The sequence below is a fragment of the Thalassolituus sp. UBA2009 genome (assembly GCF_002335285.1).
GTDB classification, from domain to species: domain Bacteria; phylum Pseudomonadota; class Gammaproteobacteria; order Pseudomonadales; family Oceanobacteraceae; genus Venatoribacter; species Venatoribacter alkanivorans.
On record NZ_DDCJ01000116.1, the window covers coordinates 1 to 18,189 of the forward strand.

The following is an 18,189-nucleotide window of genomic DNA, read 5'->3' on the forward strand; positions in this document are numbered from 1 at the left end:
AAAGGGCCCGACGATCCGCAGTATGGTGTACCTGTGCCGGTTTATAACCCGGAAAACTCCGCCAGCCACCGGGTGTTTACCGAGTCGATGGCACGTCCGCCACAAATGTGGGCAACACACCCGGCCAACCGTGACCGCGAAGATAATGCCAAGGCACGTTACATTGCTGCAGACATTGATCCGCGCAGCGCCTGGGAAATTTTTGCCGAGCCGGATGTTCTGCGTGCGCAAATCAGCAGCAGTTTTTATAACGCCGAAAAACAGGATGAGCTGGAAGCCGTGACGGAAGACGATGCGGTCATGAGGCACTTTTCGCACAGCTCATTAGATCCGCAATATCGTGGCAATTACCTTAACCGCGATGTGATGCGTAATTTTTCTTCGCTGGCTGAGTTACTGGAAAGTGGCAGCATTCAGGCCACGGCAGTTCAGTCTCTGAGCAAGGTTTACCCGCTGGAATTAAAAGAACAGCTGGCCGCCGCGCGCAGTCTGGAAAGTGAAATCAGCACATTAAAAGCCCTGCAGGATGGTGATTTGAAACCTTCCGGCGGCGTGATCCGCCACCGCGGCGAAGAACTGCAGAAAGCCGATATTCCAGAGATTCTGGAGCAGTTGTCACTGGAGCGTGCGGAACTGACGAAGGTATTAAAGGAACACGATGCCAGTTGTCACCGCGCGCATTTGCAGGCCGCTGCCGAACTTGGCCGTGGCTGGGAAGCTTATCTGCATGGGCTGCTCAGCCTGCTGCATTCCTGTGAGCATCTGGCGGCGGTGGTGCGTAATGAACAGGCGTTGCTGGGCAATACCTGGGCGGTGATTACTGCCGATGGTCAGATCGGCTTTTTTGAAAAACGCCGCATGCTCAATGTTGCCCGTGCGGTACAGGATTGTATGACCGAAGTGTCTGCCGCACTGTTTAATATGCAGCTGACCGATAAACTGGTGGAAGCACTGGGCGTGGAAAACTGGCAGGAACAGAATCCGCAACTGGGCTTACCCGATGTCGATAAAAAGAACTGGAACGAGTGGTGTCCGGCGGCTTATGAGCGCATGGGCGGCATTGCCGGTTTGCTGGAACATATGAGTGGTTTATTGCTGGAAGATGTCATTGTGACCGAGCGCTATCTGGCGCAGTCGCTGCAGCAACCGGAAGCGGTGGATAACACTCAGCAGGCTCCTAAAGCCGGTGGTCTGGCCGGTTATTATCCTGTGCTGTTGCCCGGCGCTGAACATCAGCTGCAGCGTAAACTGGATTTATGGAACCGCTTCCAGCTGGCCCATGGCGTGATGCCATCGCTGGCGCGTTTGCTGGTGGCCGGAGCCATTGTTGGCGGGACTATTTATGGTGGTCTGCTGACCGCGTAGGCCTGTTGTATGTTGGCCAGACGTTCTCTGGCCAACATAAATAATAATTAAACCCCGTCAGCGCACCAGTTCATACACACACATATTCACTGCTGAAGCTAAATTCAGCGATTCAATCGCGCCACTGCCGTTAATGGTAAACGGCTGAGCCTGCATGGCTTCAAGCTGTTCACGCGGCACACCGCGGGCTTCGTTGCCGAATACATAGCAATCAAACTCTTTAAAACCGCGGTCGCTTAACGCCTTGCCCTGCATATCGAGACAGGCAATGCGGGTATAGCGTTCGGCCACTACTTCGAGCGCCACATACTGTTCCAGCGCGACGTGAAAAATCGCGCCCATACTGGAACGCACAACCTTAGGGTTGTAAGGGTCAACACTGTTGGCACTGAGCAGACAACGGAAACCACCAAACCAGGCGAGGGTGCGCAAAATCGTCCCTAAATTGCCCGGGTCCTGAATTTCATATAAATAAACAGCGCGTTCGTTTTTGACCGGCTGCAGGTTGCTTGCCTGAACCGGAGCAAAAGGCACGGCGGCAATAATGCCCTGCGGACTTTTGGTGTCGGACATCTGGCTCATGGCTTTATGACCAACGACTGTGGTGCGCAGATTCAGGCTGATATTCTCCGCCACCCAGTCCTGATATTGCTCGGTAATAAACAGCTGCGACTGGGCCAGATGTGGCTGGGTCGCCGCTGCTTTCTGCAGCTCCAGAATCAGGTGTTCACCTTCCACCAAAAAGTGGTGCAGTTCTTCACGGTATTTTCTGTGCTGCAGCTTTTTAACGTCATCAACTTTCATGGCTTCAGCCCTGTTTTCCGGCCTGGGCGATCATATCCAGTGCCACGGCTTCGGCGACTTTAATACCATCGACACCGGCGGATAAAATACCACCGGCGTAACCTGCGCCTTCACCGGCCGGATACAACCCTTTGGTATTCACACTTTGCAGGGAATCGCGGTCACGGGCGATACGAACCGGCGATGAGGTGCGGGTTTCGATGCCGGTTAAAATCGCATCGTCGCGGTCAAAGCCACGGATCTGTTTGCCGAATTCCGGCAGAGCTTCGCGGATGGCTTCAATCACATAGGAAGGCAGTGACGGATACAGGCTGCCGAGTTTAACGCCGGGTTTATACGACGGCTCAACCTCTCCGAATTCGCTGGAATCTTTACCGCGAATAAAATCACCGACCAGCTGGCCCGGTGCGCAATAATCGCTGCCACCCAATTCGTAGGCTTTTTCTTCCAGCTTTTCCTGCAGCTCAACCCCGGCTAACGGACCGCCGGGGAAATCCTGCTCCGGATTAATACCGACCACAATACCGGAGTTGGCATTGCGCTCGTTACGGGAATACTGGCTCATACCATTGGTAACCACACGGCCCGGCTCGGACGTGGCAGCAACCACGGTACCGCCGGGGCACATGCAGAACGAATACACCGCACGGCCATTTTTAGCGTGATACACCAGCTTATAATCGGCGGCACCCAGCTCCGGGTGACCGGCGTATTTACCTAAGCGGGCATGGTCGATTAACGATTGCGGATGCTCAATACGGAAGCCCACAGCAAAAGGTTTGGCTTCGACGTAGACGCCTTTTTTATGCAGCATACGGAAGGTATCGCGCGAGCTGTGACCCAGCGCAAGTACCACATGACGGCTGTGAATCACTTCGCCATCGGCCAGTACAACACCTTCAGTCTGGCCATCTTCATTGCGCAGAATTTCAGTGACCTTGCTTTCAAAGCGCACTTCGCCACCGAGCTTTTTAATTTCTTCGCGCATGGTCGATACCACCCCGGTTAAACGGAAGGTACCGATATGCGGCTTGCTGACGTACATGATTTCTTCCGGCGCGCCAGCACGGACAAACTCGTGCATCACTTTGCGGCCGTAAAATTTAGGATCTTTGATCTGGCTGTAAAGCTTGCCGTCGGAAAACAAACCGGCACCACCTTCACCAAACTGCACGTTGGATTCCGGCGTCAGGGTTTTCTTGCGCCACAATGCCCAGGTGTCTTTGGTGCGCTGACGTACTTCTTTACCACGCTCCAGTACGATCGGTTTAAAGCCCATCTGCGCCAGGGTTAATGCGGCAAACAGACCACAGGGACCGAAACCGATAATCACCGGACGCTCGTTCAGACCTTCCGGGGCATGGCCGACCGGGTAGTAGTGGGTGTCCGGCGCCGGGCGGATATGCACATCCTTTTCAAAGCGTGCCAGCAGCTGGTCTTCGTTGCGTGCTTCCAGATCAATGATGTAAACAAATTTGATCTCGGTGTTTTTCTTACGCGCATCGTAGCTGCGTTTAAACACCGTGAAGTTCAGCAGGTCGGCATCCTGAATGTTCAGGCGTTCAAGGATGGCTGCGCGCAGCGCTTCCTGCGGGTGATCGAGGGGCAGGGCAAGTTCGGTAATACGGATCATAAGACTTCCTGGCCGGTGACTCCGGCAGAGGTTAGGGGCAAAAGATTAATATGGCGCCATTCTAACCGATGTGCAGGCATTGGCCTATTGGCAGAGATACTGACGAGGTACTACAGAAGGTGACTTTCAGATGGTTGGTTTGACCGTGGAGGCTATGCAGGCTTCGGATTGACGTTATTTTGATCTGTATCCTTCGGGACGTAAATGGATTGTGACGCAGCCCGCTTTTCGGCAAAAAGTGCGGCGAATGGCAACTGAAAAAACCGTATTATCCGCGCCCCCATACACCTTAAAAAGGACTTGTTTGTTCATGAATATTAAAGCGGCTTTTCTGGCGGTTGCTGCCATGTTTCTTGCCGGTTGTGCTTCGACCTTCCAGTACAGTGCAGGCTCTGAGGAATATCGTAATAAACCGCTGGTGATTTCAGCGGTTAAGGTTGAGGTACGACTGGATTCGGCCAAGCAACCAAAGGGCTATCTGACAGAATCTGAAATCGCCGAAACCGTACGTGCCGACATGATTCGTCTGCTGCAGGAAAATAACGCGATTACTTACATCGAAAATGCGGCAGATGGTCTGAGCACAACGGTTAAACTGAACTACTTCCGTAAGTTCAGCTACGGCGACGCAATCGCTAAGCCGGAATTCAGCGGCAGTATCTATGTTGATCATGGCTCCAAACGTCTGGGTTCCCGCTCTTTTGCCAAGGCCACAACGAAATTTGGCGGCTTTACCGATGCCCTGGTGAATGCTGAAGTTGGTGTCGGTAAGTGGGACCATGAAGATGAGCCGCGCGATCTGGAAGTGATTGCCAGTGTTCTGGTGAGCGATCTGGAAGGCTTCTGATCCGTTCCTTTCCCCGGGCTCTGGGGCCTGTTTAATTAGTGTTAACAGCCCCTGATATCCATTAACAGGCCCTCATTAAATGCCGTTTGTATCAGCATTTATCTGTTTGCCAGCCGGTACCTGTCAGGGCATCGGCTGGTGACTTACCCACTCCAGCACAAACTGAGTAAACGCCTTAAGCCGTGCCGGCATTACATCGCGGTCGCGGTAATAGAGGTAGACCGGTCGCTGCTGCCCCTGCCAATCGGGTAATACCGCCTGTAAACCTTCGGCCGATGTGTCGCTGGCCAGATAGTAGGTTGGAATCAGGGCGATGCCGAGCCCGGCTTTGGCGGCGTTGGCGGCAACATCAATATCGTTAACGCGCAGGCGTGATTGTGGAGCCAGACGAAAATACTCCTGGTTGCGTTTGTTCTGCAGCAACCATTCATTGATCGGGTAGGCAGCCAACAGCGGATGTTGATGCAGTTGTTGCGGATGGCTGACCGGTTCCGCGTTTGCCAGGTACTGTGCGGATGCGCAGAGCGTCATACGGGTAGACCATACCGGTCGGGCAATCCAGCTGCTGTCGCGTGGCTCTCCGACCCTGAAAGCTGCATCAATATGTTGTTCGATCAGGTTTTCATATTGATTGGACAGAACCAGATCGAGCTGAATCCCCGGATACTGCTGCATAAAGGCAAAGAAGCACTGGCCAAGCCAGCTTTGCGTCATGCTAACCGGCGCGGTGATACGCAGGCGCCCACACAGACGGGTGTGCTGATCATCTAGCTGATTACGGATCTCGCGCAGCTCGGCCAGCAGTGGTGTGCAACGCTGGTAATAGTGTTCGCCCAGCTCGGTCAGCGAAAAATAATGCGCACTGCGTTCCAGTAACCGGCCTCCCAGTGTCTGCTCTAACCCCTTCAGGCGACGGCTCAGGGTTGCCTGTGGAATGCCGGTGGCCGTGGCAGCAGCAGCGATACCGCCATGCTGTACCACCTGCTGAAATAACCAGAGATCATCCAGAGAGAATCTTGATTTCATTTATGGAATTTAAGTTGCCAGATGTCGCTATTTATTAACATATATGAAATCAATAGGCTAACCCCTGTATCGGCGATCCATACCGGGTCGCAGTTTTTATCCGGAGTCTTGTTGTGAATTCAAATGCCAGCATCTGGTTACTGATTGTTTTCAGCACCCTGTTCTGGGGCAGTAATTTTAATGCTGCTCATGAAATAGCCGGCGTTGTGCCGCCCCTGACGGCGGCCGCCGAACGCTTCTTTATTGCACTGGTTATTTTCTGGTTGTTTCGCTGGTGGTCGGGGAAGGCAGAATCGCAGTTACAGTGGCGTGATGCGCTGGTACTTGCGCCGCTCGGTATTCTTGGTGTGTTTGGTTTTAACTATGCGTTTTTTATCGCCCTGCACAGCACAACACCGCTTAACGCCGCGCTGATTATGGCGTTGTCGCCGCTGGTGTCTGTGCTGTTATCTGTGGTGCTGCTGAATGCCCGCATGAAAGCGGTGCAGATAGCCGGAATGATATTGGCTTTTATCGGCGTCAGTCTGGTTATTACCGGTGGTGATTTCAGCCAGCTGAATGTTGCCAGTGGTGATTTATGGATGTTGCTGGCCTGTCTGGTCTGGAGTCTGTACAGCGTGGGCTCGAAAAAATACGCTCCGCATATTCCACCGCTGCAATTTGCCCGCTGGACGGTCAGTATTGGTGCCGTGGCGTTGATTTTACTGGCACTGGTGGTTGAACAGCCGCAGCTGACGATTCCGCAGCTGACGCTGAAATCACACGGCATTTTGTTCTACATGGGGCTTTGCGGTTCGGTGCTGGCCTATGTGTTCTGGCTGAAAGGCGTACAGCAGTTAGGACCGGATAAATCAGCCATTGCCTTTAACCTTGTGCCGGTTTTTACCTTGCTGGTCAGTCTGATGCTGGGCGTTATGCCTAATGCGTTACAGGTTGGGGGGCTGGTGCTGGTGTTGTTTGCGGTACTGGTGTTTAACGGTAAGGTGGCGTTACCGTCTGCACGGAAAGCGGAGGCCGGATTAGGGCGGTGAGGTCGTGGTATCTGACTTGTCCTTATGTTTAACGTGAGAAATATTGAAAAAATCATTTTCTGAGCTATGATTCGCGCTCATTTTTGGCTGAATTTTGCACAGAGGATGTTGCGTTGCTTAAGCAGGGAGCTCAATTCACGCTTATCGCCGGCCTGGCGGTCTTTACGCACGCAGAAATAGTGCCCGATGGCAGCACGGCAACGTCTGTCAGTCTTGACTCACGTGAGCGTGAGGTGGTGGATATTGCACCAGCCGACGCAGACCGAATCAGCCACAATCGTTATACAAGGTTTGATGTTGGCAGCAATGGTGCCATTTTAAACAACCGTACTGCGGGCGCCCGTACCATTATTAATGAAGTTACCGGTCAGCTCCCTTCCTCTATTAACGGAGAGCTCCGGGTTCAGGGAACCCGGGCGCACGTTATTCTTGCTAACCCCAACGGTATCTCGGTCAACGGTGCAGAAGTATTCAACATGGCTTCACTGGCACTGGCTACCGGTAAGGTAAGTTACCAGCAGCGTACCGATGCGTTTGGCGCAACGTATCAGAATCCGGTCGTAACCGTCGATGGCGGCAATATTGCTATCGGAGAGGCTGGTTTGTCCGGCAGTCTGAATCGCCTTGAACTGCTGTCCAGAAGCCTGACTGCTGTTGGGGATATTAATAATGACGACGAATCCGCATTTGCGGAACTCAGCATTCGGGCTGGTGCTGGTACTCATGAATTTGCGTCAGGTCTGTCTGTTGCAGACCCGGCAGGAGGTTGGGTTGCATCGACAATGACACCGGGGGCTGGAGAGACTGCTGCCATTGCTATTGATATCAGTAGTAGCGCAAACTTTTATTCCTCCCGGGTTGAGTTGATGGTTACAGACCTTGGGGCTGGTGTTAAAGCGGCGGGTAACCTTTACGCCAGTGCTAATGACTTTACTTTGCAGGCCGATGGTAAAGTGGAATTGTCCGGTGATATCAAGTCTGCCTCTGCATTAAGTATCAAGGCGGGTGATATATATAGTCGTGCAGATTCCGGCAAGCAGAATACAATCGAATCACAATATTCCTCTGTTCACCTCAATTCTGAGTCCAGCATCCATCTGGAATCTACTCTGGTCAGTGCCAACTCTTCTTCTGAGGCAGAACAAGCTGCTTTGCGGCTGACCGCCAATGATAACATCCGTTTGTTATCACGCAGTGCTGAAGAACGAAGCATTTTATTTTCGCTACAGGATCTTGAACTGAACAGTGAAAATTTATACAGCCACAGCAGCCGTATGGTCGCCAATGCAGGACTCAATATCACGGCGTCTTTATTTGAGAATAAAGTACTGATTGATTCGTTTGATTCACAAGGCTTGATTGTATCGTCAGACGGAGAGGGGAAGCGTCTTTGGTATACGGCTTTTCTGCAGAGAGAGCGGGAGCGTCAGCGGGAAATCCGCTTCGGCGAGCCGGAAGCCGGCAGGGTTACATCTGAGATCCTGGCAGGACAAGGTAATATTGCTATTACAGCAGATGAATACCATGGGCTTGGTGCCGATATTATTGCAAATGACGGCAGCATCAATATAACGTCCGATGTTTTTACCAACGAGGCTGCTATCGTTGGTAAAGCCTGGATGTCCAGTCGTTGCAATCTGGGCGGTTGCGATGAGCGTGGCGGATCTGATGTCGAGTTATTGGGCGGAAATATACAGGCAAGCACAACACTGGATATTACGGCAAACCAACAGTTGCTTAATCGTGGCGGTGTATTGCAAGCGCTTGGCGATGTATCTCTGACATCACCGGACTCACGAACCGAAGGCATTGAGGTCTATGATGTTCTTACCCGGAATAAAGGCTTACGTGGACTACTTCTGAAAAATGATGCCCTTTGGGTGGCCGTTGATCAGGGGGGAGCCGTTATCTCCAATATGGGGCGCTTAAATATAGACGGCAGCGAATTACAGATTGTCGGCGGACGAGTTGAAAGCGCTTTGGATGTTAATGGGAGCTATGCCATCGTTCGTGAACCGACCACTCAGGAATTACTCCTGCGCAGGCGGATCGGACTCGGGGTCGATGTTTTCTGATGAAATATTTACTGCATCTGGCTCTGCTAATAATCCCCTTTTTTGTATACGCAGCTGATCCTGTGACGGAGGTCGGTGAAAAGTATCTGGAAGATAAAAGGCGTCAGGATGAAATCGAACGCCTGAATAAGCGTCAGGATGCTTATCAGCCTGCTCCTAAGTTCGCCTCTGTGCCAGAAAATGATGCCTGTTTTCAGGTAAACCAGATAGTTATTTCCGGTAACAGTATTCTTTCTGAATCCGATGTTGGGGAATCGGTTGAAAAGTACCGGAATAAATGCCTTGGTAAAGATGCAATTAATCAACTTATGCAGGAGCTTTCTGCCAAGTATATTGACCTTGGCTACATCACTTCCCGCGTTTATATCCCACCTCAGGATTTGACATCCGGTACATTGGAGCTGGTTGTTATAGAGGGTTATGTTGAAGCTATCTCCATTAACAATAACAGCAGTGAAGATCGTCAGAAGCTCTGGTGGGCAATGAGTCCTGCCTGGGGAAAACATCTACGGCTTCCTGAAATTGAACAGGCTTTGGATCAGATTAATCGGGTGCCTTCAGCTAATGCTCAAATGAAGCTCTGGCCGGGTCAGAAAACAGGCTCAACTCACGTTCAGATTGTTAATCAGACAGATGACGAATTTCGTAGCGATATCAGCGTATCCAATGATGGTCAGGAAGATACCGGAAAAATGAAAACCCGGCTGGGACTGGAAGCCGACAATCTGTTGGGTATTAATGACAACATATCCCTGAACCTTATTACCAGCACCAACACCAATGCTGTAACACTAAGCGGAGGCTTTCCCTATCGCTGGTGGAGCTTTGATGCATCACACAGCTACTCTGAATACCTGAATATTCTGCCGGAGAATACCGACCTGTTTGGTCAATCGAATACCTCTTCATTGAACAGCAGGTATTTATTTTATCGTAATACTTCTACCCGTATTGGGTTGCTGACCTCTCTTACCGTACGTCGTTCAGAACGTCATATTCTGGGGGTTCAGCTGACGCCACAGAAACTGGTGCCTGTACGGGTAGCTATGAACTATTCCAGAAACAGTAGCTGGGGGTATCTCAGTGGTGAATTTGGTCACGTTCAGGGGACGGGGCTTTTTGGAGCAACACAAGATGAGCGTTCTGCTCCAGAATACAGTCCTCTTGCCCGATTTCAGAAGCAGGACATCCGCCTGACAATAGGTGTCCCGATGTCTTCTTTGTTTTCCTTGCAAACGGTTATTGCCGGACAGTATAGCGATGACTCTTTGTACAGCTCAGAACAGATTCATCTTGGAGATGCAGGCAGTGTGCGTGGCAGTGATACAACGTTTGCATCCGGAGATCGTGGGTTTTACATGCAGAACACTCTTTCGGTCTCAGGGCGCGGTTTGTCGGCATGGGTTGGCGGTCAGCAAGAATGGTTAAATGGCCTGAGCTTCCGGCTTTTTTCTGATTATGGCTATGTGCGGCAATTAGCCGCTGATCATGCTGAAAATGGCATGGGAGCAGGTGCCGGAGCAGGATATCGTTATAGCCGGTTAACCGCCGATCTCTGGTGGGCAAGATTGGTACAATCCCGGCAGGAATTCGCCGGGCAGAATATTTTTTCAATGAATGTCGGACTGAAACTGTTCTGAATAGTTAGTCCAGGGAGAGAAACATAATGATCGCAGCATTCAGAAACGGGCAGCGTCATCCATTTTATAAAGCACTGACGGCTCTGTTGGTTATGCAGCTGGTTTTTCCAGTTGCATTGATTCAGCCGGTGATGGCAGAACTGATTACCGACCCTCGCGCAGATGTTCAGTTCCGGCCAGTTATCAATAATAGCCAGGGGGTTCCGGTTGTTAATATTGTCCGCCCCGGCAATAACGGGGTATCTCATAATAAGTATCAGGATTTTGACGTCGATGCGAATGGCCTGGTATTTAATAACTCTCTGGTTAATGGCCATTCATTTTTGGCCGGCCAGCTGCTTGCTAACCCAGCACTCGGTGGGCGCAGTGCTTCGGTTATTCTGAATGAAGTAACCGGGGCATCCGATTCGGATCTGAATGGTCTGATGGAGGTGTTTGGTGATAAAGCGAATATTATTATTGCTAATCCTAACGGCATTACCTGTGACGGCTGTGGTTTTATTAATACTGATCGCGCTTCTATGATTACTGGCCGGTCCTTCTACAGCGACGATCAGCTTAACTTTGATATTCGGGATGGCTCTGTTCGCATTGAAGGTGAAGGTCTGAGTTACCGTTATAAACCAAAAGCGCTTGATCTTTTAGGGCGTTACATTGGTATTCATGGTGAAGTCGATGTGCCTGATTCATTGAATATTATTGCCGGAACCTATGATCTTAATTATGACGCTCTGATCTCAGATGATAATTCTTCAACTGCAGTCACGGTTAAAAGTCCGGAAGGAACTCCTGACCGGGCACTGGCAATTGACGCGAGTGTTTTTGGCGCAATGCAGGCCGGTAAAATCAATATTATGGGGACAGAGAAAGGCTTGGGGGTAAAGGCTGATGGTTATCTGTTTTCTCATGCAGATGATTTGTTTATTTCTTCTGCTGGTGGGCTGACGGTATCAGATGCTGATGCTTTCAAAAAGTTGACGCTTGTCGCTGAAGATGAACTGAATATTACAGATGATTTGATTGCCAATCTCTCAGTATCTGTTTCCGGTAATGTTGTTTCTACAGGAGATACTACATCCATTATTACTCAGAATCTGACAATTAATGCTGACTCTGAGATTGATTTAAATGGTGAGACCAAATCGCTGAACTTATTGTTGAGTTCAAATAACCTGAAATCCAGTGCCAACTTATTGGTTCTCAATGAAGCAGATATACAGACTGTAGATAATGCTCTGTTTCAGGATGGTGACATCAGGATAAATACGGCGTCTCTGGTCGGTGGAAAGTTCGGATTTCTTGATAGTGTGTTATCCGTCAATATTTTAAATGCCAATGCGCATCAATGGGGTATAAATAATAGTCGGTTTGAAGTGTCTGATCTGACATTAGCGACAGACGAGAGTTATATCGATAACGCATATATACTTGTTAATCAGCTGGATGTTAACGCTGGAAGTATGGTCGTAACAGGCTCAAGAATGAGTGGGCTTGATATGCGCTTTCAGGGATCCAGTCTTGGCCTGACAGATTCTTCCTGGTTATTTAATAATATTAACGCCAAAACGGAAGCGCTGAATCTTAAGCAAGCATTGCTGATGTCTTATCGTACTGATCTGAATACGGCTGTGCTGATCTCGGAAAACTCATCCTATTATAGTGAAGTATTACAATTTAGAGCTGGTGCTGATTTTACCAGTCAGGGTGATACCTTTCAGATACTGTCTTTTGGTGGCGAGATCGGAGAGTCTGATGCCGGAACCCTGGATATTAATGCTGGTAATGCTGACTTCTCTGATACAAATATCCGCACAGAACGTTTTAACCTTACGGGCAACAATTTGACCCTGTCAGCAGGGGAGATGCTGGCCTCAGATCTTTTCGTTACATCCTCTTCGTTTGTGGCAAAAGAATCGGCCCGGATTGTCGCGACAAATGAGTTAGCCGTTGTTTCAGATACTATTGTTGCCAATGCACAAATGTATGGCGGTAATCTGAGTGTCGAAGCTGCCGATGCAGTATTATCCGGGCGGTATGAGGCTGCTGATAATATGTCGATAACCTCTGGTCAGCTGGCGACAAAAAATTCTGTTATCTCGGCCAGAAGCTTAGCAGTGAGCGGTCAGGATTTGGCTCTTGATGCAACACAAATCAATGCTCAGGATGTTGTTTTATCTGCAGATGATGATGCTTCTTTCTCTGGAAGTGTCAGTGCTGAAGACTTAAAAATCAGTGCTCAGGATATTGATATTACAGGCCAGATGCAGCTTGAAAATAGCGCACAGCTGACTGCCACTAATGCTTTGTCGGCAAATTCCATACTAATTACAGCTGATGATTTTGCTGCTACAGCCAGCCAGTTAAGTATAAATCAGGCAGATATTCAGACTGGTGCAATCCAGTTGCATGCAAATAAAGATGCAAAGCTTTCCGGCTCCATTGTTGCAAATGAATTAACTCTGACTGCTGATAATGCTGAGGTTAGTGGTGATTACGCATTGTCAGACACTATGGTGGTAACAGCAGGCAATCGCCTGAAGTCTGATCGTATAGTGGCACAAGCTATAGACTTGATGCTTTCTGGTAACAATCTGGAAATTAATAATAACCAATTAACAGCCAGTCATATATCTCTTGAAGCACAACAGGATATTGAGTTATCCGGATCGGTGAAAGGCAAGGTTTTACTTGTTAATGGACGAAATGCAGATATCTCTGGTCATTACAATCTGGCCGATAACCTGTCGGTAACTGCCGAAAATCAACTGACGATTAATGACAGTGATATTACAGCAAAAAATTTCAGTTTGTCTGGTAATGATCTTAAAGCATCTGAAGTAACTGTTTTTGCTGAAAATGCAAAATTGGAGGCAATGAATGATGCTTCTCTTTCGGCTTCCGTTACCGGGAACAGTCTGAGCATCAATGCACAAAATGTTAACTTAAGCGGACAGTACCAGTTGGCCGGTAATGTACAGATCAGTGCTGAGAATCGTTTGACAACAGATGATGCTGAAATTAATACGGCAGATTTGGCATTGTCAGCTACTGACCTGACTTTTTCGCAGACGGATATCCGTGCAGTAAACAGTCAGTTAACAGCAAAAAAAGATCTGACTTTTTCCGGCAGTGTGGTTGGTACCTCCTTGAGTGTACAAGCGAGTAACAATGCCAGCCTTACCGGGAACTATGCTTTATCAGATGTATTATCCGTTGCAGCAGGCAATGAGCTGAAAGTGAATGGTATTGTAGCTGAAGCTGTTAATCTGATGCTGGCGGGAGATAGAGTCAGTGCCGATAGTGCTGTGCTGGAGTCTGATCAGACAGTTTTGACTGCAACGAATGATTTGATATTGTCGGGCTCCATTGTCGGTAATGATTTAATAATCAATGCTGCCAATGCAGATATTTCCGGTCAGTATGGTCTGAGTAATAGCCTGTCTGTTGCAACGACAAATCAGTTAATGGCCGATAATATGATTGCTGTAACCGATCAGCTGAAACTTGATGGGCAGATTCTTGTATTAACCAATGCTGATATAACTGCAGATTCTTTATATTTGACCAGTCGTCAGGATACGCAGCTGTCAGGGGCGGTTAAAGGAAATAATTTAATTATTCGTGCAGCCAATGCAGATCTGTCAGGTCAATATCAGCTGTCTGATCAACTGTCTGTGATCGCCAGTGATAAACTTACTGGTCAAGATGTGAGTGCTTCTGCCAAAAATATTAGTCTTGGCAGTCAGAATATAAACCTTACCAGTGCCGACTTGGCAGCAGATAATATCCATCTGGTAGCTGATGAAGATATAAAAATTTCAGGATCAGCTAGCGGTAATAACCTGACGATTGCCGCGCAAAATACCGATTTAAGTGGGCAGTATCAGTTTTCTGATAATATCACTGCCCGGGCAGAAAATCAGATGAGTACCAATAATGCTGATATAACCACTGCCAGTTTAATATTAACTGCTGCAGATCTTGTGCTGACTGAAACCAATATTGTTGCGGACAGTACTGAATTGGTGGCAGACAGGGATCTGAGTTTGTCAGGTACGATGAAAGGTAACTCGCTGACTGCTCGGTCAGGTAGTGATGCACAACTATCAGGTGAGTACGTTCTGTCAGACACGCTATCAGTTACAACTGGTCGGGACCTTATTATTGATGGGGTTGTCGCGCAAGCCGTTAATCTTATGCTGAACGGCGATAACCTACAGGCCCATAATGTAATGCTTGGCGCAGATCAGGCTAAGTTGATGGCGAATCAGAATCTCACAATTTCTGGTTCGTTAATCGGTAATTCTTTAGATTTAACTGCGAGCAATGTTAATGTGGCGGGTGATTATAAACTTGCCGATAACCTCAATATTGTCGTTGCAGATAAGCTGACTGCAACTGATGCTGATTTCACAACAAGTGATCTTAACTTGGCTGGCAATAATATAAGTGCAGTAAATATCGATATAAATGCAGAAGCAACCTCTCTGATAGCTAAACAGAATCTTAATCTTTCAGGCAGTGTCAGCGGTAACGATTTAATTGTCCAGGCGGGTTTTGCTGAAATAGATGGCTCCTATTCTCTGGCAGATCAACTGTCAGTGATAGCTCAAAGTGACATAACTTCCACGACTGTCAGCATTAATGCCAACAACCTGAACCTCAAAGCTGATAATATTACGCTTGATAATCTCGAAGTTTCTGCTGGTGGCAGCTACTTAAATGCAGATAAAAATATTAGTCTGACTGGAACTGGTTCTGCCCCCGTTATCAGTGGCGACCATTTATCGGTAAATGCTGGTACTGATATTACTTTAACGGGTAGCTACCTGTTGGCAGATGATATGTCGGTAACCGCAGGTCATGATCTGGATGTCGACAATATTGTCGCTAGTTCTGTAAACATCTTGCTGCAAGGCAATAGTATCAGTGCTCATGGTGTGACTCTGGAAGTAAATGAGGCACAACTGAATTCAAATAATGAACTGAGTTTAGATGGCGATATTAGCGGTAATAACCTGACTGTCACCGCTGACCAGGCTGAAATAAGTGGTAGTTTTGATCTGTCAAGCACGTTGTCCGTAATAACCGATAACGAATTATTCATCGATGATGCCCACCTTTCTGCCAGTGCGCTTGCTCTGAAGGCAGACGACTTGGTCATGAATAATGTAAGTTTAACGACTGACACAGCCAGTCTGGTTGCTGATAACGATATTGAGCTGAAGACAATAACTGCCAATACGACAACAGCTAGTTTGGATGATGATTACCAGTGGTCAGATCAGTTTTCGGTATCGGCAGGTAATAATCTTGTTATCAATAATATGGTTTCAGCAGCAATCAATCAGATGTTGAATGCTGGTAACAATGCACAATTACATAGTGTTGAATTATTAGCAGATACTGCAACGATAATCACAGCTCAACAACTTGATCTAAAGGGGCGGGTTGATGCGACCAGTCTTAATCTGACCGCGGCCGATGCCTCTGTTAGCGGTACTTATAAGCTGGCGGATAGTCTGGCGATAACGACCAGTAATGATCTGGCGCTAAACAATACAGATATCAATTCAGACAAGCTGAGCCTGGCAGGGAATAACGTTAATGTTTCCGCAAGCCGTGTGAATGCAGATGACATTCAGTTGACCGCTGCTCAGCAGCTGAATCTGGTCGCTGCTATCGCCGGGGAATCCCTCACCGTGACTGCAGATACTGCTTCGCTGCAGGGGCAGTTTGACTTATCTGATACGCTGTCGCTGACTACAGATACTCATGCGGTACTGAATAACAGTGATGTTGTGGCAAAAAATCTTGAGTTCAGAGTAGCTGATGGCGAAGCACTGCTTAAAAATAGCAGCATCATAACTACAAGTACCGACTTAATTGCAGATGATGTTAATATTAAAAATAGTATTCTGAATGGCGCTTCTGTTGAAATCAGCAGTAATAACCTGATTTTAGATGCTGACAGTGAGCTTGGTGCAGACAATGTTGATATTAATGTTGCAGGCAGGGTAGAGAATTCAGGAAGCATTCTGGCGGCTGATGAGCTAAGCGTAATTGGTAGTAATATTAGCAATAACGGCAGTGTGGCTTCTTTTGCCAATGCAGTAATTAAGGCCGCCAATGTCTTTGAAAATAATGGTGTCCTTACCGCTGATAATCTTGTTCTGATTGGCAGTGATGTAATTAATAATAATCAGCTGGGGGCTGAGTATTTAGAGCTGACTTATCAGAATCTGGCTAATAATGCCGGAGCTGATCTGGTATCAGGCAACACAGTCTATACCGCAAAGTCTGATACTGCGCTATTTAATAATCATGGTACACAGACGATCACCGGAACCATGAGCTGGCAGTCAGAGGGCGGATCTGCCGGGACATATATCAACACCGGTACGCTGCAAGGTAGCCAGGATGTAAACTTTTCCGGCCTTGCTAACGTCAGTAATAATGGTGATATGGCTGTTAAAGGTACACTGAATATTGGCGGTGAGAAATTTGTCCAGCAGGGGGAAATTACGGCCGGAACGTTACGTATTGACCGTAACAATAAAGAATCTTTTTCTAATCAGGGATACATAAGTGTCTCTACCCTGAATGCCAGATCAGACGCTGACTTTATCAATGATGGCATCATAGAAGCGGATAATGCTGATATATCCTTTGTCGCTGACGCGGCCTTCATTAATAATGCTGCCAAAACCTTTAGCAGTGAAAATCTGACCGTTATTAATGGGGCAGTTAACAACCAAGGAAATATTGAAACCAATAATGCAGCCTTCACCGGTAATGGTTCCCAGGTATTCAGCAATAGCGGCAGTCTGATTCAGAGTGCAGGAAATGGTACACATCATGGTGTAACCGTTACTGGGTTTGGAACCCTGAAAAATACCGGAAAAATCGAAGCGGATGACCTGGTTGAGCTGAGGATGATCCAGGCGGTTAATAACGCCTCCTCAGGACAGGGCATCGTAGCATCCGGGATGTTGGCCGATCAGATAGGTACATTCGATAACCACAGCACCATCAGTGTAAATGCGCTGAACACATCTGTGGCGAATATGCTTAATACCGGAATCATCGGTGCCAAAGAAGCCAAAATCACGGTTGACGGTACGCTGAATAACCAGGGTTATCTGTATCAAACCGGAGGAAGTAACTCACCTTCACTCACCAATATCATTGGCAGTACTGCGGGTCAGTTCAATATTCAGAGCTTTGGTTTAAAAAATGGTTCAGCTGATGGCAAAGGCAGTATTGAAATCCGCAATGGCCATTTACTGTTGAGTGATGGAAGCCTGATCAATACTGGTTTGATTCAGGCGCAGGACTCAAACAGCGGCAATGACACCTTATTGATTTCCGGTATGAAGAACCTGACTAATAGTGGGGATATTGATCTCGATACTGAGCTGGTCGTTACTGGTGGCAGTATTGTGAATCAGGAAAGAGGTTATCTACATGCGGTCTCCCTGGCTGGCACTGATTTAACCAGTTTCACTAATGCAGGAACAACGCTGCTGGATAGCAATGCGACAATAAATGCCGGTACAGTACTAAATAGCGGCCTGTTTCATGCAGACAAACAGATCAATCTGTTTTCCAGAAATATAACAAATACCGAAAATGCAGAAATATCGACAGCGAGAATCATGAGGCTGTCGGGACGGACCGATTCTTCCCTCAATACACTGAATAATGCCGGATTAATAAAGGCTTCTGGTCTTGTATTACAGACCGATCAGTTCCTGAATGCTGAGCA

At 48.1% G+C, this 18,189-nt stretch carries 8 protein-coding genes and 1 pseudogene; 6 read left to right on the forward strand and 3 right to left on the reverse strand.

The window, feature by feature from the left end; genetic code table 11:
• Positions 1–1,365: pseudogene (locus tag B3P58_RS14580) on the forward strand (hypothetical protein); the annotation flags it as partial.
• Positions 1,366–1,422: 57 nt separating this feature from the next.
• Here B3P58_RS14580 and B3P58_RS14585 read toward each other — a convergent pair.
• Together B3P58_RS14585 and B3P58_RS14590 are read right to left on the reverse strand one after the other, a co-directional pair.
• Positions 1,423–2,169, reverse strand: a complete 747-nt coding sequence (locus tag B3P58_RS14585) for a TrmH family RNA methyltransferase (protein ID WP_286718596.1) — start codon at positions 2,167–2,169, stop codon at positions 1,423–1,425.
• 4 nt (positions 2,170–2,173) lie between these two features.
• Positions 2,174–3,802 carry an NAD(P)/FAD-dependent oxidoreductase gene (locus tag B3P58_RS14590; protein ID WP_286718598.1) on the reverse strand — a complete coding sequence of 543 codons (1,629 nt, stop codon included), beginning with the start codon at positions 3,800–3,802 and terminating at the stop codon, positions 2,174–2,176.
• Between the two features lie 310 nt (positions 3,803–4,112).
• On the opposite strand from B3P58_RS14590, the gene B3P58_RS14595 reads away from it, so the two are divergent.
• The gene (locus tag B3P58_RS14595; protein ID WP_145466509.1) at positions 4,113–4,649 is read left to right on the forward strand and encodes a hypothetical protein; all 537 of its coding nucleotides are present in this window, start codon (positions 4,113–4,115) and stop codon (positions 4,647–4,649) included.
• A 123-nt stretch (positions 4,650–4,772) separates the two neighbouring features.
• On the opposite strand, the gene B3P58_RS14600 is transcribed toward B3P58_RS14595, so the two are convergent.
• Positions 4,773–5,675, reverse strand: coding sequence for a LysR family transcriptional regulator (locus B3P58_RS14600; protein ID WP_286718601.1), 903 nt, complete (start codon positions 5,673–5,675; stop codon positions 4,773–4,775).
• A 113-nt stretch (positions 5,676–5,788) separates the two neighbouring features.
• Here B3P58_RS14600 and B3P58_RS14605 point away from each other — a divergent pair, with 113 nt between their 5' ends.
• The 4 genes from B3P58_RS14605 to B3P58_RS14620 all read left to right on the forward strand — a co-directional run.
• Entirely contained in the window at positions 5,789–6,706 is a 918-nt protein-coding gene (locus B3P58_RS14605; RefSeq protein ID WP_286718604.1) for a DMT family transporter, read from the forward strand.
• Positions 6,707–6,819: 113 nt separating this feature from the next.
• A complete protein-coding gene (locus tag B3P58_RS14610) occupies positions 6,820–8,781 on the forward strand; it encodes a filamentous hemagglutinin N-terminal domain-containing protein (RefSeq protein WP_230330306.1) in 1,962 nt (653 codons plus the stop codon).
• On the forward strand, positions 8,781–10,421 hold the full coding sequence (locus B3P58_RS14615; RefSeq protein ID WP_286718607.1) for a ShlB/FhaC/HecB family hemolysin secretion/activation protein: 1,641 nt from the start codon (positions 8,781–8,783) through the stop codon (positions 10,419–10,421). Before B3P58_RS14610 ends, B3P58_RS14615 begins: the two co-directional genes overlap by 1 nt.
• 26 nt (positions 10,422–10,447) lie before the next feature.
• Positions 10,448–18,189: filamentous hemagglutinin N-terminal domain-containing protein (locus B3P58_RS14620; RefSeq protein WP_286718610.1), on the forward strand; the 7,742-nt coding region annotated here is incomplete at its 3' end.

Coding starts and splice junctions, on each gene's coding strand:
- B3P58_RS14585 (WP_286718596.1), bottom strand. CDS start 2,169: ATGAAAGTTGATGACGTTAAAAAGCTGCAGCACAGAAAATACCGTGAA.
- B3P58_RS14590 (WP_286718598.1), bottom strand. CDS start 3,802: ATGATCCGTATTACCGAACTTGCCCTGCCCCTCGATCACCCGCAGGAA.
- B3P58_RS14595 (WP_145466509.1), top strand. CDS start 4,113: ATGAATATTAAAGCGGCTTTTCTGGCGGTTGCTGCCATGTTTCTTGCC.
- B3P58_RS14600 (WP_286718601.1), bottom strand. CDS start 5,675: ATGAAATCAAGATTCTCTCTGGATGATCTCTGGTTATTTCAGCAGGTG.
- B3P58_RS14615 (WP_286718607.1), top strand. CDS start 8,781: ATGAAATATTTACTGCATCTGGCTCTGCTAATAATCCCCTTTTTTGTA.